The following is a 17945-nucleotide window of genomic DNA, read 5'->3' on the forward strand; positions in this document are numbered from 1 at the left end:
ACATGGTTTAATTGCTTCCATCGTTTGCTAAAAGTAATAATTAAAGGAGTTTGAGAGCCTGATGCAACAAGCCACAGAAGCATTGAATCACCCCTATTTTGGCGTTTTTGTTTTGTTGGTATTCACCTTTTGGGTGTTTAACTTAACCTTAAGGATCCAAAGGTTTTTAAGCCGTAAAATGGCTCAAAAAAAGGGCGAAAAGCTCAAGCTCGCTCCCTATGAATGCGGGCCTGTGGCTCTCAAGCAGCCTAATAGAGTGTCGCACCATTTCTATATCATGGCCATGCTTTTTATTTTATTTGATGTAGAAATCGTTTTCATGTTCCCTTGGGCGATTGATTTTAAAAAATTAGGCTTGTTTGGACTCGTTGAAATGCTAGGCTTTGTCTTCTTTTTAACCATTGGTTTTATTTACGCTTTAAAGCGAAACGCTTTGAGCTGGCAGAAATTAGAGGTGAAATAATGCAACAAGCACCGGTTGTTCTAAGCACTTTGGATAAATTATTGAATTGGGGGCGTTCTAATTCGCTCTGGCCCTTAACTTATGGCTTGGCGTGTTGTGCGATTGAGATGATGGCGACAGGGGGTTCAAGGTTTGATTTTGACAGATTTGGCACGATTTTTAGAGCGAGCCCTAGGCAATCTGATGTGATGATCATCGCTGGCACGCTCACTAAAAAGCATGCCGAATTCATGCGTAGGCTCTATGATCAAATGCCTGAACCTAAATGGGTGATTTCTATGGGGAGTTGCGCTAACACGGGCGGGATGTTCAACACTTATGCGACCGTTCAAGGAGCAGACAGGATCGTTCCTGTGGATATTTACTTGCCCGGTTGCGCGCCACGCCCAGAGACTTTACAATACGCTCTTATGGTTTTGCAAGATAAAATCAGACGCTCTAAAGCGATCAAACAAGACGCTCCCAAAAGGTTAGTGTGATGGTAAGAAAACAATCCCCCTATGAAGATGTGCAAAAACAATCGCGCCAGCATGACCCCTATAAAATCATAGAACCCACCCCTAAAAAATATTTAGAGGGCAGCGCTTATGAGGTCATTTACAACCACCTTTCTTACAAACATGAGATTTTAGACAAATATATAGAAACGAACACGGCTGTGTTTTGGATCAAAAAAGACGATATTTTTTCTGTTGCTACGATTTTAAGGCATTTGGGCTATGAGTGTTTGAGCGAAATGAGCGCGATAGATTTGTGTGCTAAAAAAGGGCATTTTGAATTGTTTTATCAATTTGTGGGTTTTAGCGATAGCTGTAAGAACCGCCGTAGGGTGCGCGTGAAATGCGTTTTGTTGCCTAATGAGAGCGTGGATTCTTTGAGTTTTTTATACCGATCGGCTAATTGGAGCGAAAGGGAAGCGTATGACATGCTTGGTATTGTGTTTGACAAACACCCCTATTTGAAGCGCCTTATCATGCCGCATGATTGGGTAGGCCACCCTTTATTGCGTTCTTACCCGCTCAAAGGCGATGAATTCGCCCAATGGTATGAAGTGGATAAAATTTTTGGCAAAGAATATCGAGAAGTGGTGGGCAAAGAGCAGAGAGACAGTGCGAGGGTGGATGAAAAAGACACTTTTAATTTCGCCAAAATCGGCTATGAGCAGGGCAAGGGCGAAGAATTAAAAGAAGTAGAAGAAAAACATGCGTTTAAGAAAATCCCTTTTGTCAAAGATTTGCACAAAATCGCCCCCACTATCTTAAAAAAGAGGCTATAAAATGGCTCAAAATTTCACGAAACTCAACCCCCAGTTTGAAAACATCATTTTTGAACATGACGACAACCAAATGATTTTAAACTTTGGCCCTCAACACCCCAGTAGTCATGGGCAATTGCGCTTGATTTTGGAATTAGAGGGCGAAAAAATCATTAAGGCTACCCCTGAAATTGGCTACTTGCATAGAGGCTGTGAAAAGTTAGGCGAAAACATGACCTATAACGAATACATGCCCACTACTGATAGATTGGATTACACTTCTTCTACCAGCAATAATTACGCTTACGCTTATGCGGTAGAGACCTTACTCAACTTAGAAATCCCTCGCCGAGCGCAAGTGATCCGCACGATTTTACTAGAGCTTAACCGCATGATTTCACACATCTTTTTTATCAGCGTGCATGCTTTAGATGTGGGGGCGATGAGCGTGTTTTTGTATGCGTTTAAAACGAGGGAATACGGCTTGGATTTGATGGAGGATTATTGCGGGGCTAGGCTCACGCATAACGCTATAAGGATTGGGGGCGTGCCTTTAGATTTACCCCCTAATTGGCTAGAGGGCTTAAGAAAATTTTTAGGCGAAATGAAAGAATGCAAAAAACTCATTCAAGGCTTATTGGATAAAAATCGCATTTGGCGGATGCGCTTGGAAAATGTGGGCGTTGTAACGCCCAAAATGGCGCAAAGTTGGGGCATGAGCGGTATCATGCTAAGAGGGACTGGGATCGCTTATGACATTAGAAAAGAAGAGCCTTATGAGCTTTATAAAGAGCTTGATTTTGATGTGCCGGTGGGTAATTATGGCGATAGTTATGACCGGTATTGTTTGTATATGTTAGAAATTGATGAAAGCATTCGCATCGTTGAACAACTCATTCCCATGTATGCTAAAACCGATACGCCTATCATGGCTCAAAACCCGCATTATATTTCTGCCCCTAAAGAAGATATAATGACGCAAAACTACGCCTTGATGCAGCATTTTGTTTTAGTGGCTCAAGGCATGCGCCCGCCTGTTGGGGAAGTGTATGCCCCCACAGAAAGCCCTAAAGGGGAATTAGGATTTTTTATCCATTCAGAGGGCGAGCCTTACTCTCATAGACTAAAAATCAGAGCTCCTAGCTTTTATCACATCGGGGCTTTGAGCGATATTTTAGTGGGGCAATATTTAGCGGATGCAGTAACCGTGATTGGCTCAACCAATGCGGTGTTTGGCGAGGTGGATAGATGAAACGCTTTGATTTACGCCCCTTAAAAGCAGATATTTTTGAACGCTTAGAAGAATTGATTGAAAAAGAAATGCAACCTAATGAAGTCGCTATTTTCATGTTTGAAGTGGGGGATTTTTCTAACATCCCTAAGAGCGCTGAATTTATCCAATCTAAAGGGCATGAGCTCCTCAATTCTTTGCGTTTCAATCAAGCGGATTGGACGATTGTCGTGAGAAAAAAGGCTTGATTTTGAGCGGCTTTAACCCCTTAAATTCCCCTTTAAGCGCAAGCTCTTCAATTAGTTTGAAAGAAGCCTATTGTTTAGAAAAATTATCTCTTCAAAAAGGGTTTGAAATCCATTACAAGATGACAAAAGATAGCTTAAACCTTTTAGAAAAAAGCGATTTGTGCGTTTTGTTTGGGGGGTTTTCAAACGCTTGTTTGAATGAAAACGAACGATTGATTTTAGGAAGCATTAACCAATCAAAACGCCCCTACGCCCTATTAAGACCCTTACAAGATACAAGAGACTTGCAAGAAAATTGCCTTTTTGCGTCGTATGAAATCCACACGGAAGCGGCGATTTTGGCCTTGATTTTAAGGGGCATTTTGGAACAAACTTCCCAATTAAAAGGGCATGTTTTAGAAAAGGTTGATGTGGGGTATTTAAGCTCTGAAGCGAACATGAGCGAAGAAGAATTACAAGAACTCATCGCGCTTATTGTTAAAGCAAAAAAAAGGGTGCTTGTTTTAAACAGAGAAATCACTAAGCATGCTCATAGCGCCTTTTTATACACCCTTTTAAGCGAGTTGCAAAATTACCTAGAAATTTTGCATATCCCTTGCAATGATTCAGGCACAACGACCGCTTTTTATGATTTTAAAGATCAAGAATGGCTGCTAGAAACAGCCTTTAAAGAGGGCATTTTGCCTTTTAAATCGCAACTCCAATCAAAAGATTTAGAGTTTTTAGAGCGAATGGGTGAGGCTAACGGCTCGTTTGTCTATGTTTCTTACAAGAGCCTTGAAACCCCCAAATTATCTTTTTCCAAGCAATTTAAGATCGCTAATAAGATCCAGCATTCTAAGGCAAAGTTTCAAATCTCCAATCAAACGCTAGAATGCGAGTTAGAAGAAAGCCCCCATTTAAAGGGCTTGATTGCGATTTTAGAAGGGGCGTTTTTTGATGCTTACCCTTATATCCCTATTTTATCCCACTCTCAAGGAATTTCATGATCACAATGAATATCAATGGCAAAATAATTGAATGCCAAGAGGGACAAAGCGTTTTAGAGGCCGCTAGGAGTGCTGGGATCTACATCCCTACTATTTGTTATTTAAGCGGTTGCTCGCCCACAGTCGCATGCAAAATGTGCATGGTTGAAATGGATGGCAAACGCATTTATAGCTGCAACACGAAAGCCAAAAACAATGCCGTTATTCTCACTAACACCCCCACGCTCATGGATGAAAGAAAAAGCATCATGCAAACTTATGATGTCAACCACCCCCTAGAGTGTGGCGTGTGCGATAAAAGCGGGGAGTGCGAATTGCAAGATATGACGCATTTAACCGGCGTGGAGCACCAACCCTATGCGGTGGCTGATGATTTTAAAGCGCTAGATTCATGGGCAAAAGCCTTGTATGATCCTAATTTGTGCATCATGTGCGAAAGGTGCGTAACCACTTGCAAGGACAATGTGGGCGAAAACAACCTTAAAGCCACTAAAGCCGACTTGCATGCTCCGGATAAATTTAAAGACAGCATGTCCAAAGACGCTTTTAGCGTGTGGAGTCGTAAGCAAAAAGGCATTATTTCTTTTGTGGGCAGTGTGCCTTGTTATGATTGCGGGGAATGCATTGCGGTATGCCCTGTGGGCGCTTTGAGCTATAAAGATTTCGCTTACACGGCTAACGCATGGGAACTAAAAAAGATCCATTCTACTTGTTCGCACTGCTCAGCCGGGTGTTTGATTTCTTATGATGTGCGCCATTTTGATACTCTAGGCGAAGAATCTAAAATTTTTAGGGTGCTTAATGATTTTTACCATAACCCTATTTGTGGGGCAGGCCGGTTTGCTTTTGATGTGAGCTCTAGCCCTAAAGGCAGTGCTAATCTTAAAGAAGCGCAAAACGCCCTCAAAGAATGCGAAGCGGTGCGAATAGGTGGGGATATTACGAATGAAGAGGCGTTTTTAATAGAGCGTTTGAGGAAAGAGCTTGATTTTAAAATCTACAATCAAGAAGTGTATCATTTCCAGCAATTCTTAAAAGTATTGGGCGAAGTTAAACGCCCCAATATTGAAGAGATTAAAACTTCCAATTTGGTCGTTACGATAGGATCTTCTATCAAAACAGAAAACCCTTTGGTGCGCTATGCTATTAATAACGCTCTCAAACTCAATAAAGCTTCTTTGATCGCTATGCACCCTATTAAGGATAACGCGCTAGCGAATTTGTGTCGAAGCTCTTTTTGCATCACCCATGAAGTGGGGGCTGAAGAAATCCTTTTAGGCATGCTTTTAAAAATGCTTAATATTGAAAGCGCGGCTCTAAAAAGCTTAGAAGATTCCAAGCAAGATATTGTAGATGAAGCGGCTCTTAAAGCCTTAGAAGAAGAGCGAAAAAAAGCTTTAGAACAAGCCGAGCAAGGGTGCAGTATTGGAGAAAATAAGGCAGAAAATCAAGAAGAGGATAAAACAGAAGCGACTACCCCAAAAGAAAATCAAGAAGAAAACAAGACAGAGGTTAAAGAAGAAAAAATTGAAGTCCCTACCAAAACCACTTATTTGTTGCTTGAAGAAGCGGGCATCAATTTAGAAACTTATGAAAAAATTCTCGCTCTTTTGCAAAAATCAAATAACACCCTACTAGTGGTTGGCGAAGAAATCTATAGCCATAAACAAGCCCACAATATCGCTAAAATGTTGCGTTTGCTAGCCCAAAAAAGCGCTATTAAACTCATTCTTATCCCCCCGAGCGCGAACGCTTTAGGCATCGTTTCTATTTGTCAATTGAGCGAAGAAATTTTTGAACATGAAAAAATCGTAGGCATTCGCGCTCAAGGGGATTTCACTATCAATAGCGACGATAGGGTTTTTGGGAAAGACGCTCTCAGCAAAGTGGATTTTATTTTGCCCAGTCTCAACCAGCTAGAAGGCACGATCACCAATGTTGAAGGGCGTGTGTTGCCCTTAAAACCGGCTTTGAGGTTTGAGGGCTATGACTTGAGCGATATTGTGCAAGGCTTTGGCTTTGTGGAAGAAAATCTCACAGAATGCACCCACAAACTCCCTACAGAAGCGGGCTTTAAAGCCACAGAGTTTGATCATCTAACCAACTATTTCACTAACGATAGGGCTAATCACAGGGGCTATTTATTAGGAACAAGCCATTTTGAAAACAGCGCTAAAGAGCATGAAAAAACAGAATGCGAACCTATCAAGCCTTTAAAAGAAAAAATCGCTTTCAACGCTTATTTAAAATACCCAGAAACGCAATTCAATAACGCCACCAATAAAAGCGAGAATTTGCAATTAAAGACTGGTATTTATGTGTCTAAAGCTTTCTTAAAAAAATTGGATAAAGAAGTGGGGCAAAACATCACTTTATTTAAAGAAGAAGAGGAATTAACAGGCGTTTTGTATCTTGATGAGAGCTTGGATCAGGAGGTGTTTGTCATTTCGCCTTCTCTTTTGACAAACCATTCTAACTTTTTTAGAGATGGCGTGTTTGATAGCGTGGATTTAAAGGAGCAAGCATGAGCGCTTATATCATTGAAACCTTGATTAAAATTTTGATTTTAGTCGCTGTTTTTTCGGCTTTAGGAGGCTTTGCCACTTATATTGAAAGGAAAGTGTTAGCCTATTTCCAACGCCGTTTAGGGCCTTGTTATGTGGGGCCTTTTGGGCTTTTGCAAGTCGCAGCAGACGGCATTAAGCTTTTCACTAAAGAAGACATTATCCCCCAAGGCGCGAACAAATTCATTTTCACGCTAGCGCCCATTATTGCGATGGTGAGCGCGTTTGTGTCCATGGCGCCTATCCCTTTTTTCCCTAATTTCACTCTGTTTGGCTATGAGATCAAGCCCCTTATTTCTGACATCAACATTGGCTTTTTGTTTTTCTTGGCCGTGGGTTCAGCAGGGATTTATGCACCCATTTTAGCCGGGCTTGCCTCTAATAACAAATACTCTTTGATTGGCTCCGCGAGAGCGACGATCCAACTGCTCAGCTTTGAAGTGGTCAGCACTTTAACCATTCTAGCCCCCTTAATGGTGGTAGGATCGCTCTCTTTAGTGGAAATCAATCATTACCAAAGCGGTGGGTTTTTAGACTGGCTTGTGTTTAAGCAACCTCTAGCGTTTGTTTTGTTTTTGATCGCAAGCTATGCCGAATTGAATCGAACCCCCTTTGACTTGTTAGAGCATGAAGCCGAGATCGTGGCAGGGTATTGCACCGAATACAGCGGCTTGAAATGGGGCATGTTCTTTTTAGCGGAATACGCGCATTTATTCGCTTTTTCTTTTGTGATTTCTATTGTGTTTTTTGGCGGGTTTAACGCATGGGGCTTTATCCCTGGAGGCATAGCGATTTTGATTAAAGCGGGCTTTTTTGTCTTTTTATCCATGTGGGTTAGAGCGACTTATCCGCATGTAAGGCCCGACCAACTGATGGATATGTGCTGGAAAATCATGCTGCCTTTAGCGTTATTGAATATCGTGCTAACAGGCATTATCATTTTAATTTAAAGGAGGTTTTATGGCCAAACAAGAATACAAGCAACTTCCTAAACGAGCCGAAGTCCATAGCGCGACCGAGCAGTTTAAAGACACCGTTAAAACGAGCTTGGGTTTGGATCTATTCAAAGGGTTAGGGCTTACGATCAAGGAATTTTTTAGCCCAAGCGTAACCATCCATTACCCTATGGAGCAACTCCCCTTAAGCCCACGCTATCGCGCGGTGCATCATTTGCAGCGGCTTTTAGACTCAGGCTCTGAAAGGTGTATCGGCTGTGGGCTGTGCGAAAAGATTTGCACGAGCAATTGCATAAGGATCATCACGCATAAAGGCGAAGACAACCGCAAAAAGATCGATTCTTACACGATCAATTTGGGGCGTTGCATTTATTGTGGGCTGTGCGCGGAAGTTTGCCCAGAATTAGCGATTGTTATGGGGAATCGGTTTGAAAACGCCAGCACCCAACGTTCCCAATACGGCTCTAAAAGCGAGTTTTTAACGAGCGAACAAGACGCTAAAAACTGCTCGCATGCCGAGTTTTTAGGCTTTGGTGCGGTAAGCCCTAATTATAACGAACGCATGCAAGCCACCCCTTTAGATTATGTTCAAGAGCTCTCAAAAGAAGAATCACAAGAAGAAACTCCAACAAACCCAGAAAGCCATAAGGGAGATGAAAATGTTTGAAACCATTGCCTTTTATTTCTTTGCGATCCTTACTTTGAGCATGGCGTTAGTGGTGATCACCACCACGAATATCCTCTATGCCATTACCGCTCTCGCTAGCAGCATGGTTTTTATCTCTGCTTTTTTCTTTTTGCTAGACGCTGAGTTTTTGGGCGTGGTGCAAATCACGGTGTATGTGGGCGCAGTCATTGTGATGTATGCGTTTGGCATGATGTTTTTCAACTCCGCTGCGGAAGTGGTTGAACGCAAGCAAAGCCCTAAAATCTTGTGCGTTCTTTCGTTTGGCGTGGCAATATTACTCACCTTGATTTTAAGCGCTCCTAGCATTGGCGAAAACCTTTCTAATCAAGTCAATTCTAACGCTATTGATGCGCAAATCCCTAACATTAAAGCGATTGGTTATGTGCTTTTTACTAATTACCTCATTCCCTTTGAAGCAGCGGCTTTAATGCTTTTAGTCGCTATGGTTGGAGGCATCGCTACAGGGATTCAAAAAATCCATGGGAAAAATCACACGCAATTTATAAAGGAATCTCTATGATAGGGTTAAACCACTATTTGATTGTTTCAGGGTTGCTCTTTTGCATTGGTTTAGCGGGCATGTTGAAACGCAAAAACATTCTGTTACTCTTTTTTTCTACAGAAATCATGCTCAATGCGATCAATATCGGTTTTGTAGCGATCTCTAAATACACGCACAATTTAGACGGGCAGATGTTCGCGCTCTTTATTATCGCTATTGCCGCTAGTGAGGTGGCTATTGGTTTGGGCTTGGTGATTTTGTGGTTTAAGAAATTCAAAAGCCTAGATATTGATTCTTTAAACGCTATGAAGGGTTGAGCATGCAATATTCTTCTTTGCTGTCAGTGGTGTTGTTTTTGCCTTTAATCGGCGCGATTTATGCCGGACTGTTTGGGGCTAAAGCTAAAGCGTTGCATGTGGGCGTTTTCAATTCTTTGTGCGTGCTGGTTTCTTTCATTGGTGCGGTGGTTCTTTTCATTCAAGCATGGCATCATCAAAGCTATGAAAAATATTTGTTTGACTGGATCGTGGTAGGGAATTTTAAAGTCGGCTTTTCTCTCATGCTGGATAATATCAATGCGGTCATGATTGTCGTGGTAACTTTAGTTTCTTTCTTAGTGCATGTGTATTCTATAGGCTATATGGAGCATGATAAAGGGTTTAACCGCTATTTTTCCTACCTCAGCGGCTTTGTGTTTTCCATGCTGGTGTTGGTGTTGAGCGATAATTTTTTAGGGCTTTTCATTGGTTGGGAAGGGGTGGGGCTATGCTCTTACTTGCTCATTGGCTTTTGGTATCATAAAACAAGCGCGAATAACGCTTCCATTGAAGCCTTTGTGATGAATCGGATCACGGATTTAGGCATGCTCATGGGGATTATTTTGATCTTTTGGAATTTTGGCACTCTTCAGTATAAAGAAGTCTTTAGCACACTTAATAACGCCGATTATTCCATGCTCTTTTTCATCAGCGTGTTTCTTTTCATTGGCGCTATGGGGAAGAGCGCTCAATTCCCTATGCACACATGGTTAGCCAACGCTATGGAGGGGCCTACCCCTGTATCCGCACTCATCCATGCAGCGACGATGGTAACCGCTGGGGTGTATCTGGTCATTAGAGCCAATCCCTTGTATAGCGCGGTGTTTGAAGTGGGTTATTTCATCGCATGTTTAGGGGCGTTTGTGGCTCTTTTTGGAGCGAGCATGGCTTTAGTCAATAAGGATTTAAAACGCATTGTGGCTTATTCCACGCTTTCTCAATTAGGCTATATGTTTGTAGCGGCCGGTCTTGGGGCTTATGCGATCGCGCTTTTCCACCTCTTTACGCATGCGTTTTTCAAATCCCTCCTTTTCTTAGGCTCAGGGAATGTCATGCATGCGATGGAAGACAATTTGGATATTACTAAAATGGGCGCTTTATACAAGCCCATGAAGATCACAGCGATCTTTATGATTATAGGATCAGTGGCTTTGTGCGGGATTTACCCTTTCGCAGGATACTTTTCTAAAGACAAAATTTTAGAAGTGGCTTTTGGGATGCACCACCACATTTTATGGTTTGTTCTTCTAATTGGGGCGATCTTTACCGCTTTTTATAGCTTCAGGCTCATCATGCTGGTGTTTTTTGCACCCAAACAGCACGAAATCAACCACCCCCATGAAGCCAAAAATTTCATGCTTTTAAGCATGCTACCCTTAGGGGTTTTAGCGGTCATTGCCGGGTTTTTTGAAGAGCCGTTTTTTCATTTCATCTCTCAAGTGATCCCTAGCGTTGGAGAGTATCTAGTCCCTCTCGCTCTTTTAATCAGTATCACCACCATAGTGGTATTATTGAGCATCGCCTATGCCATATTTAAATATAAAAATGGTATCACTTCCAAAAAAGAGGGGGGCTTTTTATACAAGCTCTTGCTCAACCAATACTATATCCCACAGCTCTATCAAGGGATTGCAAAAGTTTTTAGCGCTATCGCTTCATTCTTGCACCAGGTCGTGGAATTAAGGATCATTGATGCGATAGTGGATACCATAGGAAGAAGCGTTTTTGTTATAGGGCGTGTGTTTAGAATCAGTCAAGATGGGAATTTAACCTCCATGCTGCGCTTCATGGTGGCCGGGGTTTTAATCTTATTAGCGTTTGTAGCTTTTTTTGGGAGATAAGAAATGCAGTTTTTACATGCGCATCTTTTAAGTGTGGTGATCTTTTTCCCCATGCTGAGCGCGCTATTAGCGTTCTTTATGAGCGATCAAGCGAGCAGAGCGTATGCGATCGTCATCGCTTTGATTGAATTGTTATTAATCTTGTTGTTGTGGCATGGGTTTGATATTCAAACAGCCGGCATGCAGTTTGAAGAAATGAAGGAATTAGTCTATCAAATTGGCGTGAATTACCATGTGGGCGTTGATGGCATCGCGCTCTTTTTGTTGCTCTTAAACGCTATCGTGGTGTTATTGTCCGTGATTTATGTCAAAGAGCGTCGTAAAGACTTTGCGATTTGTCTTTTATTGCTAGAGGGGATTTTAATGGGCGTGTTTTCTTCTCTCAATATGATCTTTTTCTACGCTTTTTGGGAAATCTCGCTCTTGCCGGTCTTATACCTCATCGGTCGTTTTGGCCGTAATAATAAGATCTATTCTGGCATGAAGTTTTTTCTCTACACCTTTTTAGCGTCATTATGCATGCTCTTAGGCATTTTATACATCGGGTATGAATACGCGAATAATTACGGCATGATGAGTTTTGATATTTTAGACTGGTATCAGTTGAACTTTTCTAGCGGGGTTAAAACCTGGCTCTTTGTGGCTTTCTTAATAGGGATTGCGGTTAAAATCCCGCTCTTTCCCTTACACACATGGCTGCCTTATGCGTATTCTAACGCTCCTACTTTAGGCTCTGTCATGCTTTCGGCCTTGCTTTCTAAAATGGGGACTTACGCTTTATTACGCTTCTTACTCCCGCTTTTTCCTGAGCTTTCAGAAATCTATTTAACCCCTATAGCCATTGTGGCGCTGTGCATGATCATTTATGGAGGTTTTCTAGCCTACGCTCAAAAAGATTTAAAAACCCTCATCGCTTATAGCTCATTCTCGCACATGGGAGTCGTGGTGCTTGGGGTTTTTTCTTTCAATGTTGAGGGGGTTTCAGGGGCGGTGTTTATGATGTTTGCGCATGGTATTATCGTCATGGGATTATTTTTGCTCGCTGGTATCTTGGAAGAACGCGCCAGCAGTTTGGAAATCGCTCGCTTTGGATCGATCGCTAAAAGCGCTCCTATTTTTGCAGCCTTTTTTATGATCGTTTTAATGGCGAATGTGGGCATGCCTTTAAGCATTGGCTTTGTGGGAGAGTTTTTAAGCTTGTTAGGGTTTTTTGCCACTTACCCTCTTTTGGCTATCATTGCCGGGACAAGCATCATTTTATCAGCGGTTTACATGCTCACTTCATATAAAGATGTTTTCTTTGGTAATTTGAAAGCCGGGAACAATCAAATCAGCGTGTTTGAAGATTTGAACGCTCGTGAGGTAGGGGTTTTAAGCGTGATTTTAGCTTTGATTTTAATTTTAGGGATTTATCCTAAAATCCTTTTAAAACCGATTGAGCAAGGCTCTAAGCAGCTTTTAGAGGTGATAGAAATCCGCTCGCTCCCTTTTTTAGGTTCATTGGATACTAAGATAAAAGAGGTCTCTTATGCTAATAGATAGTCTCCACATCTCTTTTGACAGCTTTAATTTTGAGAGCGTTTTACCCATGCTGGTGTTGGTGTGTGGGGGGATTTTCACGCTCTTAATCAACGCTTTCACTTCCAGGTTTTCACGCAATTTGAATGTATTTTTATGCATGCTTTTTTTGGTTTTGGATTTTTTGGTGGTTTTAGGGTTAGAGCAGCAAGAAAACGCCTTTTTTGGGTTTTTGAGCTTGGATACTCTCTCGCTCATCTCTCAAAGCATTGTCTTGATTTCAGCCTTTTTTCTCATTTTCTTAGCCCTTTCCAAAGAACGCTTCAACGAATTTCAGACCGCTGAGTTTTATTCTTTATACTTGTTTATTGTCGCTGGCTTTCAGTTTATGGTTTCAAGCAACCATTTATTGTTAATCCTTATTGGGTTAGAAACAGCGTCCTTACCCCTTTGTGTGTTAATGGCGTTGAGCGATAAACGCTACGGCTTGGAAGCAGGGATCAAGTATTTCACTATGGGGGCGATGGCGAGCGCGTTTTTTGCTATGGGCGCGATGGCTTTTTACTTGCTCACAGGGAGCTTGAATCTTGAAGTCATTATCCTATACTTGCACACCGAGGGCGTTACAAACCCCATGCTCTTTGCGATGGGTGCTATTTTTTTGATTGGAGCGATTGGCTTTAAGGTTTCTTTAGTGCCTTTCCATACCTGGATGCCTGATGTGTATGAGGGCAATAACCCGGTCTTTGCGAGCTATATTTCCATTGTGCCTAAAATCGCTGGCTTTGTGGTAGCGACTCGCCTTTTTGGGGCGTTTATAGACACTCGCATCGCTTGGGTAGAAGACATTTTTTATGTTTTGATTCTTATGACTATCACCATCCCTAATTTCATTGCTTTATGGCAAGAAGATGTCAAAAGAATGCTCGCTTACAGCTCCATTTCGCATTCTGGGTTCGCTTTAGCATGCGTGTTTATCCACACTGAAGATAGCCAACAAGCGATGTTTGTTTATTGGTTCATGTTCGCCTTCACTTACATTGGGGCTTTTGGCCTTTTATGGCTCTTAAAAAGCCGGGAAAAAACATGGGATGAACGCTACGATCACCCTTATTCCAAATTCAACGGCCTTATCAAAACCCACCCTTTAGTGGCGATCTTAGGCGCTATTTTTGTTTTTGGGCTTGCAGGGATCCCGCCTTTTAGCGTGTTTTGGGGGAAATTTTTAGCCGTTGAAAGCGCTTTAGAGAGCAATCACATTCTTTTAGCGGTGGTGATGTTAGTTAATAGCGCGGTGGCTGCGTTTTATTATTTCCGTTGGCTCGTGGCGATGTTTTTCAATAAGCCCTTACAAAGCTACGCTCAAAACGATATTTACACCCAAAACGCCACCATGCCCATTTATGCGGTCATTATTGCTATGGCGTTAGCGTGCTTGTTCTCTGTGTTTATGATGCGAGGGCTTTTAGAGTTTGTGGCTTAAGTCAAAAATCTTTCTTTTAATGAGTGTGGGCTTGCTCTCCCATTCGCTCAACGCCTTAAGCCTCACGCTCACGCAAGGCAAAGAAGGGGGGGAAGATTTTTCGGTTTTAACCTTACGACACAATAAGGCGTTTTCTTGTTTTTATACCAATGAAAAACCGCCAAGCGGGATTGAAGCGTCTTTATCCATTATACACGCTAAACGCCCCATAGAATGCGTGATAGACTCTATCCCTAAGGAGGGTTTTACCCCTTTAGAAAACGCTTTTTTCAATATCACCTATTCCATGCGCCAACAACAATTCATTTTACACATCAAACCCAAAGTGATGCGAAGGCTCACCCTTTTTTCTTTTGATAGGGATTATAAAAAAGCGATCCCCCTTTTTGTGGAAAACGATCCTAAAGCCAAAATGTGGCAGATCATAGGCTATGATCAAAATATCCCTTTTTTGAGCGAAAAAGACAACGCTCAAAAAGGCTTGAATTTCCCCATTGTCATTAAAGACGCTCAAACCCCCATCATTCAAGAACTAGACGTGAATAACAAACCCCTACTCACCACAAAGGGCTATGACTTAAACGCTTATTTAGAGGCTAAAAAACAAATGGATTCGCAAGCCTATTTTGACGCTTTACGCACGATCAGCCGTGCGTTTAAAAACTACCCTCAAACGATGTTTAAAAAAGATTTGTATTTGTTAGAAATTATCGCATTAGGCCAATTAGGCATTAAAAAATCCTTACTCATAGACATTGGCACCAAGTGGATTAAAAATTACCCAACTGACCCCAATATCCCTGAAGCGCTATACTATGTCGCTAAAGCTTTAGACGAAAACAACAATTACAAACAGGCCATGCGTTATTACAAACGCATTCTTTTAGAATACAAAAACTCCCGCTACGCTCCCTTAGCCCAAATGCGTTTAGCCATTGAAGCGGCTGAAAGCTCTGATTTGAGCAACGCCAGTATGCTTTTTAAAGAAGCTTTTTCTAATGCTAAAGACAAAGAGAGCGCGAGTGAAATCGCTCTTAATTGGGCCGAAGCAGAGATAAACTATCAAAATTTTAATAACGCTAAATACCTCATTGATAAGGTGGTCCAATCCAACCCAGATTATATTTCTACGCATAGCGAATCAGCCCTAGACTTGCTCAAGTTATTGAAAAAAAACCAGATGAATGAAAGCGCGATTGAGATCGCTCACTTGCTCCTTAATCAAGACGATGACTTGAAAGCTAAAGAGCAAGCGCTTTATGATTTAGGGGCGTTGTATGCAAGGATCAAAGACTTTAAAAACGCCCACCTTTACAATCTGCAATATTTGCAAGACCATGCGGAATTGGATAAAGCTTCTGTCGTTAGAGCACGCGATGAAAAAGCCCTTTTTTCCATGGAGGGGAACACGCAAGAAAAAATCGCCCACTACGATAAAATCATTCAAAATTTCCCTAATTCTAATGAAGCCCTAAAAGCTTTAGAATTGAAAGCCCAACTGTTGTTTGAAAATAAGCGTTACGCTGAAGTGTTAAGCATGCAAAAAAATTTGCCTAAAGATTCTCCTTTAATCCAAAAAACGCTCAATGTCCTTGCCAAAACCCCATTAGAGGACAATCGTTGCGAAGAAGCCTTAAAATACTTATCCCAAATTACCGCCTTTGCATTCAACCCCAAAGAAGAAATCCAAGCCTTTGATTGCTTGTATTTCGCATCGCTCAAAGAAAAAGCGCAAATTATTGCCCTAAACGCTTTAAAAACAGCTAAAACCCCTAGCGAAAAATTAATATGGCTTTATCGTTTGGGGCGCAATTACTACCGCTTAGGGGATTTTAAAAATTCCACTCTGGCCTCTAAAGACGCTTTAACTCTCGCTCAAAGCTTGAACAAAAAAGAATTTTATGATATTGCTTTTGTTTTGTTTTCAGATTACATGCAAAGCAATGAAAAAGGATTGGCCCTCAATTTGTATGCGTTTTTAGAAAAGCATTTCAAAGACGATAAACGCATGGCGTTGGTTTATTTTAAATTGCTAGAGAATGAAAAAGACCCTAAAAGCGTCAAAATTTATGCCACAAGCTTGCTCAAACTCCAAGACGCTTACAAGGACTATTCTTACACACCCTTTAGCGAATTTGCTCTCATTGACGCTTACAGAACCACCAAAGATTATTCAAAAGCGTTAGAAACGCTAGACAAGCTTTTAAACCGCAGGCTTTCTTTAGAAGATCACCAAAAAGCCTTGTATTTACAATCAAGCCTACTGGATTTAACCCATCAAAAAGCAAAATCTAAAGCCAGTTTAGAAAAATGTGTTCAATTAAAACAAAAAGATCAAACAAACGCATGGCAAAATTTATGCGAACAGGGTTTAAATTTATTCAAAAACAAGGAGTCATGAATGGACATTAGCATTTTTAGAGAATACGACATTAGAGGCATTTACCCCACCACTTTAGATGAAAATACGGCTTTTAGTATCGGCGTGGAGTTGGGGAAAATCATGCGAGAATACGATAAAAGCGTGTTTGTAGGGCATGACGCAAGGGTGCATGGGCGCTTTTTGTTTGAAGCTTTGAGCGCGGGGCTGCAATCAAGTGGCTTGAAAGTGTATGATTTAGGGCTAATCCCCACACCGGTAGCGTATTTTGCGGCCTTTAATGAAATCAATGGCATTCAATGCCCTAATTCCATCATGATCACTGGCTCTCACAACCCCAAAGAATACAACGGCTTTAAAATCACGCTCAACCAAAACCCGTTTTATGGCAAGGACATTCAAGCTTTAAAAGACACGCTTTTAAACGCCAAGCATGAAATAAAACCCCTAAAAGAAACACCAGAGAAAGTCAATGCCCTAGAAGCCTATCAGCGCTATTTGATCAAGGATTTTAAGCATTTGAAAAACCTTAAATACAAAATCGCCCTGGATTTTGGCAATGGCGTGGGAGCGTTAGGATTAGAGCCGATTTTAAAGGCTTTAAACATTGATTTTAGCAGCCTTTATAGCGATCCTGATGGGGATTTTCCTAACCACCACCCAGACCCTAGCGAAGCGAAAAACTTAAAAGATTTAGAAAAACACATGCAAGAAAACGCTATTTTGATAGGCTTTGCTTTTGATGGCGATGCGGATAGGATCGCGATGCTAAGCTCTCATCATATCTATGCGGGCGATGAATTAGCGATTTTATTCGCTAAACGCTTGCATGCTCAAGGCATCACCCCTTTTGTGATCGGCGAAGTCAAATGCTCTCAAGTGATGTATAACGCAATCAATACTTTTGGTAAGACGCTCATGTATAAAACCGGGCATAGCAATTTAAAAATCAAGCTCAAAGAAACCAACGCGCATTTTGCGGCTGAAATGAGCGGACATATCTTTTTTAAAGAACGCTATTTTGGCTATGATGACGCTCTTTATGCATGCTTAAGGGCTTTGGAGTTATTGCTTGAACAAAGTCCAAGTGATTTGGAAAACATTATTAAAAACCTCCCCTATTCCTACACCACGCCTGAAGAAAAAATCGCCGTGAGCGAAGAAGAAAAATTTGAAATCATTCACAACTTACAAGAAGCGCTTAAAAACCCGCCAAGCCATTTCCCTACAATCAAAGAAATCATCAGCATTGATGGCGTGAGGGTGGTTTTTGAACATGGCTTTGGGCTTATTCGCGCAAGCAACACCACCCCCTATTTAGTCAGCCGCTTTGAAGGCAAGGATGAAGCAACGGCGTTAGAATATAAAAGGGCGTTGCTTGGGCTATTAGAAAAACTTTAAAATAGAGCTTGGGATAATCTCATTTCATATCCCTTACTCTTAAAAATATTGGATCAATTAAACAAGTTGCTTTAAAACCACACATAAAATCATAAGATCTCAAATTTTT

At 41.5% G+C, this 17945-nt stretch carries 16 protein-coding genes; all 16 read left to right on the plus strand.

Annotation, left to right across the window (positions count from 1 at the left end; translation table 11 throughout):
• The first annotated feature begins 61 nt into the window (after positions 1-61).
• The 16 genes from EXS92_RS04235 to EXS92_RS04310 are packed head-to-tail and all read left to right on the plus strand — an operon-like array spanning position 62 to position 17836.
• On the plus strand, positions 62-463 hold the full coding sequence (locus EXS92_RS04235) for an NAD(P)H-quinone oxidoreductase subunit 3 (protein WP_001183540.1): 402 nt from the start codon (positions 62-64) through the stop codon (positions 461-463).
• On the plus strand, positions 463-942 hold the full coding sequence (locus EXS92_RS04240; RefSeq protein WP_001183508.1) for a NuoB/complex I 20 kDa subunit family protein: 480 nt from the start codon (positions 463-465) through the stop codon (positions 940-942). Before EXS92_RS04235 ends, EXS92_RS04240 begins: the two co-directional genes overlap by 1 nt.
• Positions 942-1739 (plus strand): NADH-quinone oxidoreductase subunit C, encoded by a 798-nt coding sequence (locus tag EXS92_RS04245; RefSeq protein ID WP_001862738.1) that lies wholly within the window; start codon positions 942-944, stop codon positions 1737-1739. Before EXS92_RS04240 ends, EXS92_RS04245 begins: the two co-directional genes overlap by 1 nt.
• Position 1740: 1 nt before the next feature.
• The gene (nuoD, locus tag EXS92_RS04250; RefSeq protein WP_165515676.1) at positions 1741-2970 is read left to right on the plus strand and encodes an NADH dehydrogenase (quinone) subunit D; all 1230 of its coding nucleotides are present in this window, start codon (positions 1741-1743) and stop codon (positions 2968-2970) included.
• On the plus strand, positions 2967-3197 hold the full coding sequence (locus tag EXS92_RS04255) for an NADH-ubiquinone oxidoreductase subunit E family protein (protein ID WP_000819164.1): 231 nt from the start codon (positions 2967-2969) through the stop codon (positions 3195-3197). Before nuoD ends, EXS92_RS04255 begins: the two co-directional genes overlap by 4 nt.
• A 2-nt stretch (positions 3198-3199) precedes the next feature.
• The gene (locus EXS92_RS04260) at positions 3200-4186 is read left to right on the plus strand and encodes a hypothetical protein (RefSeq protein ID WP_165515677.1); all 987 of its coding nucleotides are present in this window, start codon (positions 3200-3202) and stop codon (positions 4184-4186) included.
• Positions 4183-6714, plus strand: coding sequence for an NADH-quinone oxidoreductase subunit G (locus tag EXS92_RS04265; RefSeq protein WP_165515678.1), 2532 nt, complete (start codon positions 4183-4185; stop codon positions 6712-6714). The genes EXS92_RS04260 and EXS92_RS04265 overlap by 4 nt, the downstream gene beginning before the upstream one ends.
• Complete coding sequence (gene nuoH / locus EXS92_RS04270) at positions 6711-7700, plus strand: NADH-quinone oxidoreductase subunit NuoH (RefSeq protein WP_001277308.1); 990 nt, start codon at positions 6711-6713, stop codon at positions 7698-7700. Before EXS92_RS04265 ends, nuoH begins: the two co-directional genes overlap by 4 nt.
• Before the next feature lie 10 nt (positions 7701-7710).
• Complete coding sequence (gene nuoI / locus EXS92_RS04275) at positions 7711-8373, plus strand: NADH-quinone oxidoreductase subunit NuoI (protein WP_165515679.1); 663 nt, start codon at positions 7711-7713, stop codon at positions 8371-8373.
• Positions 8366-8914 (plus strand): NADH-quinone oxidoreductase subunit J, encoded by a 549-nt coding sequence (locus EXS92_RS04280; protein WP_000464222.1) that lies wholly within the window; start codon positions 8366-8368, stop codon positions 8912-8914. The genes nuoI and EXS92_RS04280 overlap by 8 nt, the downstream gene beginning before the upstream one ends.
• Positions 8911-9213, plus strand: coding sequence for an NADH-quinone oxidoreductase subunit NuoK (gene nuoK, locus EXS92_RS04285; RefSeq protein ID WP_000579758.1), 303 nt, complete (start codon positions 8911-8913; stop codon positions 9211-9213). The genes EXS92_RS04280 and nuoK overlap by 4 nt, the downstream gene beginning before the upstream one ends.
• A gap of 2 nt (positions 9214-9215) precedes the next feature.
• Positions 9216-11054: an NADH-quinone oxidoreductase subunit L gene (gene nuoL / locus EXS92_RS04290; RefSeq protein WP_165515680.1), complete on the plus strand. Its 1839-nt coding sequence runs from the start codon at positions 9216-9218 to the stop codon at positions 11052-11054.
• A gap of 3 nt (positions 11055-11057) precedes the next feature.
• Positions 11058-12596 (plus strand): NADH-quinone oxidoreductase subunit M, encoded by a 1539-nt coding sequence (locus tag EXS92_RS04295; protein ID WP_165515681.1) that lies wholly within the window; start codon positions 11058-11060, stop codon positions 12594-12596.
• A complete protein-coding gene (nuoN, locus tag EXS92_RS04300) occupies positions 12583-14055 on the plus strand; it encodes an NADH-quinone oxidoreductase subunit NuoN (protein WP_165515682.1) in 1473 nt (490 codons plus the stop codon). Before EXS92_RS04295 ends, nuoN begins: the two co-directional genes overlap by 14 nt.
• Positions 14045-16456 (plus strand): DUF7494 domain-containing protein, encoded by a 2412-nt coding sequence (locus tag EXS92_RS04305; RefSeq protein ID WP_165515683.1) that lies wholly within the window; start codon positions 14045-14047, stop codon positions 16454-16456. The genes nuoN and EXS92_RS04305 overlap by 11 nt, the downstream gene beginning before the upstream one ends.
• The gene (locus EXS92_RS04310) at positions 16457-17836 is read left to right on the plus strand and encodes a phosphomannomutase/phosphoglucomutase (protein WP_165515684.1); all 1380 of its coding nucleotides are present in this window, start codon (positions 16457-16459) and stop codon (positions 17834-17836) included. It begins immediately after the preceding gene.
• Positions 17837-17945 lie beyond the last annotated feature (109 nt).

It is taken from the genome of Helicobacter pylori, from assembly GCF_011175115.1.
Lineage (GTDB): Bacteria > Campylobacterota > Campylobacteria > Campylobacterales > Helicobacteraceae > Helicobacter > Helicobacter pylori_DF.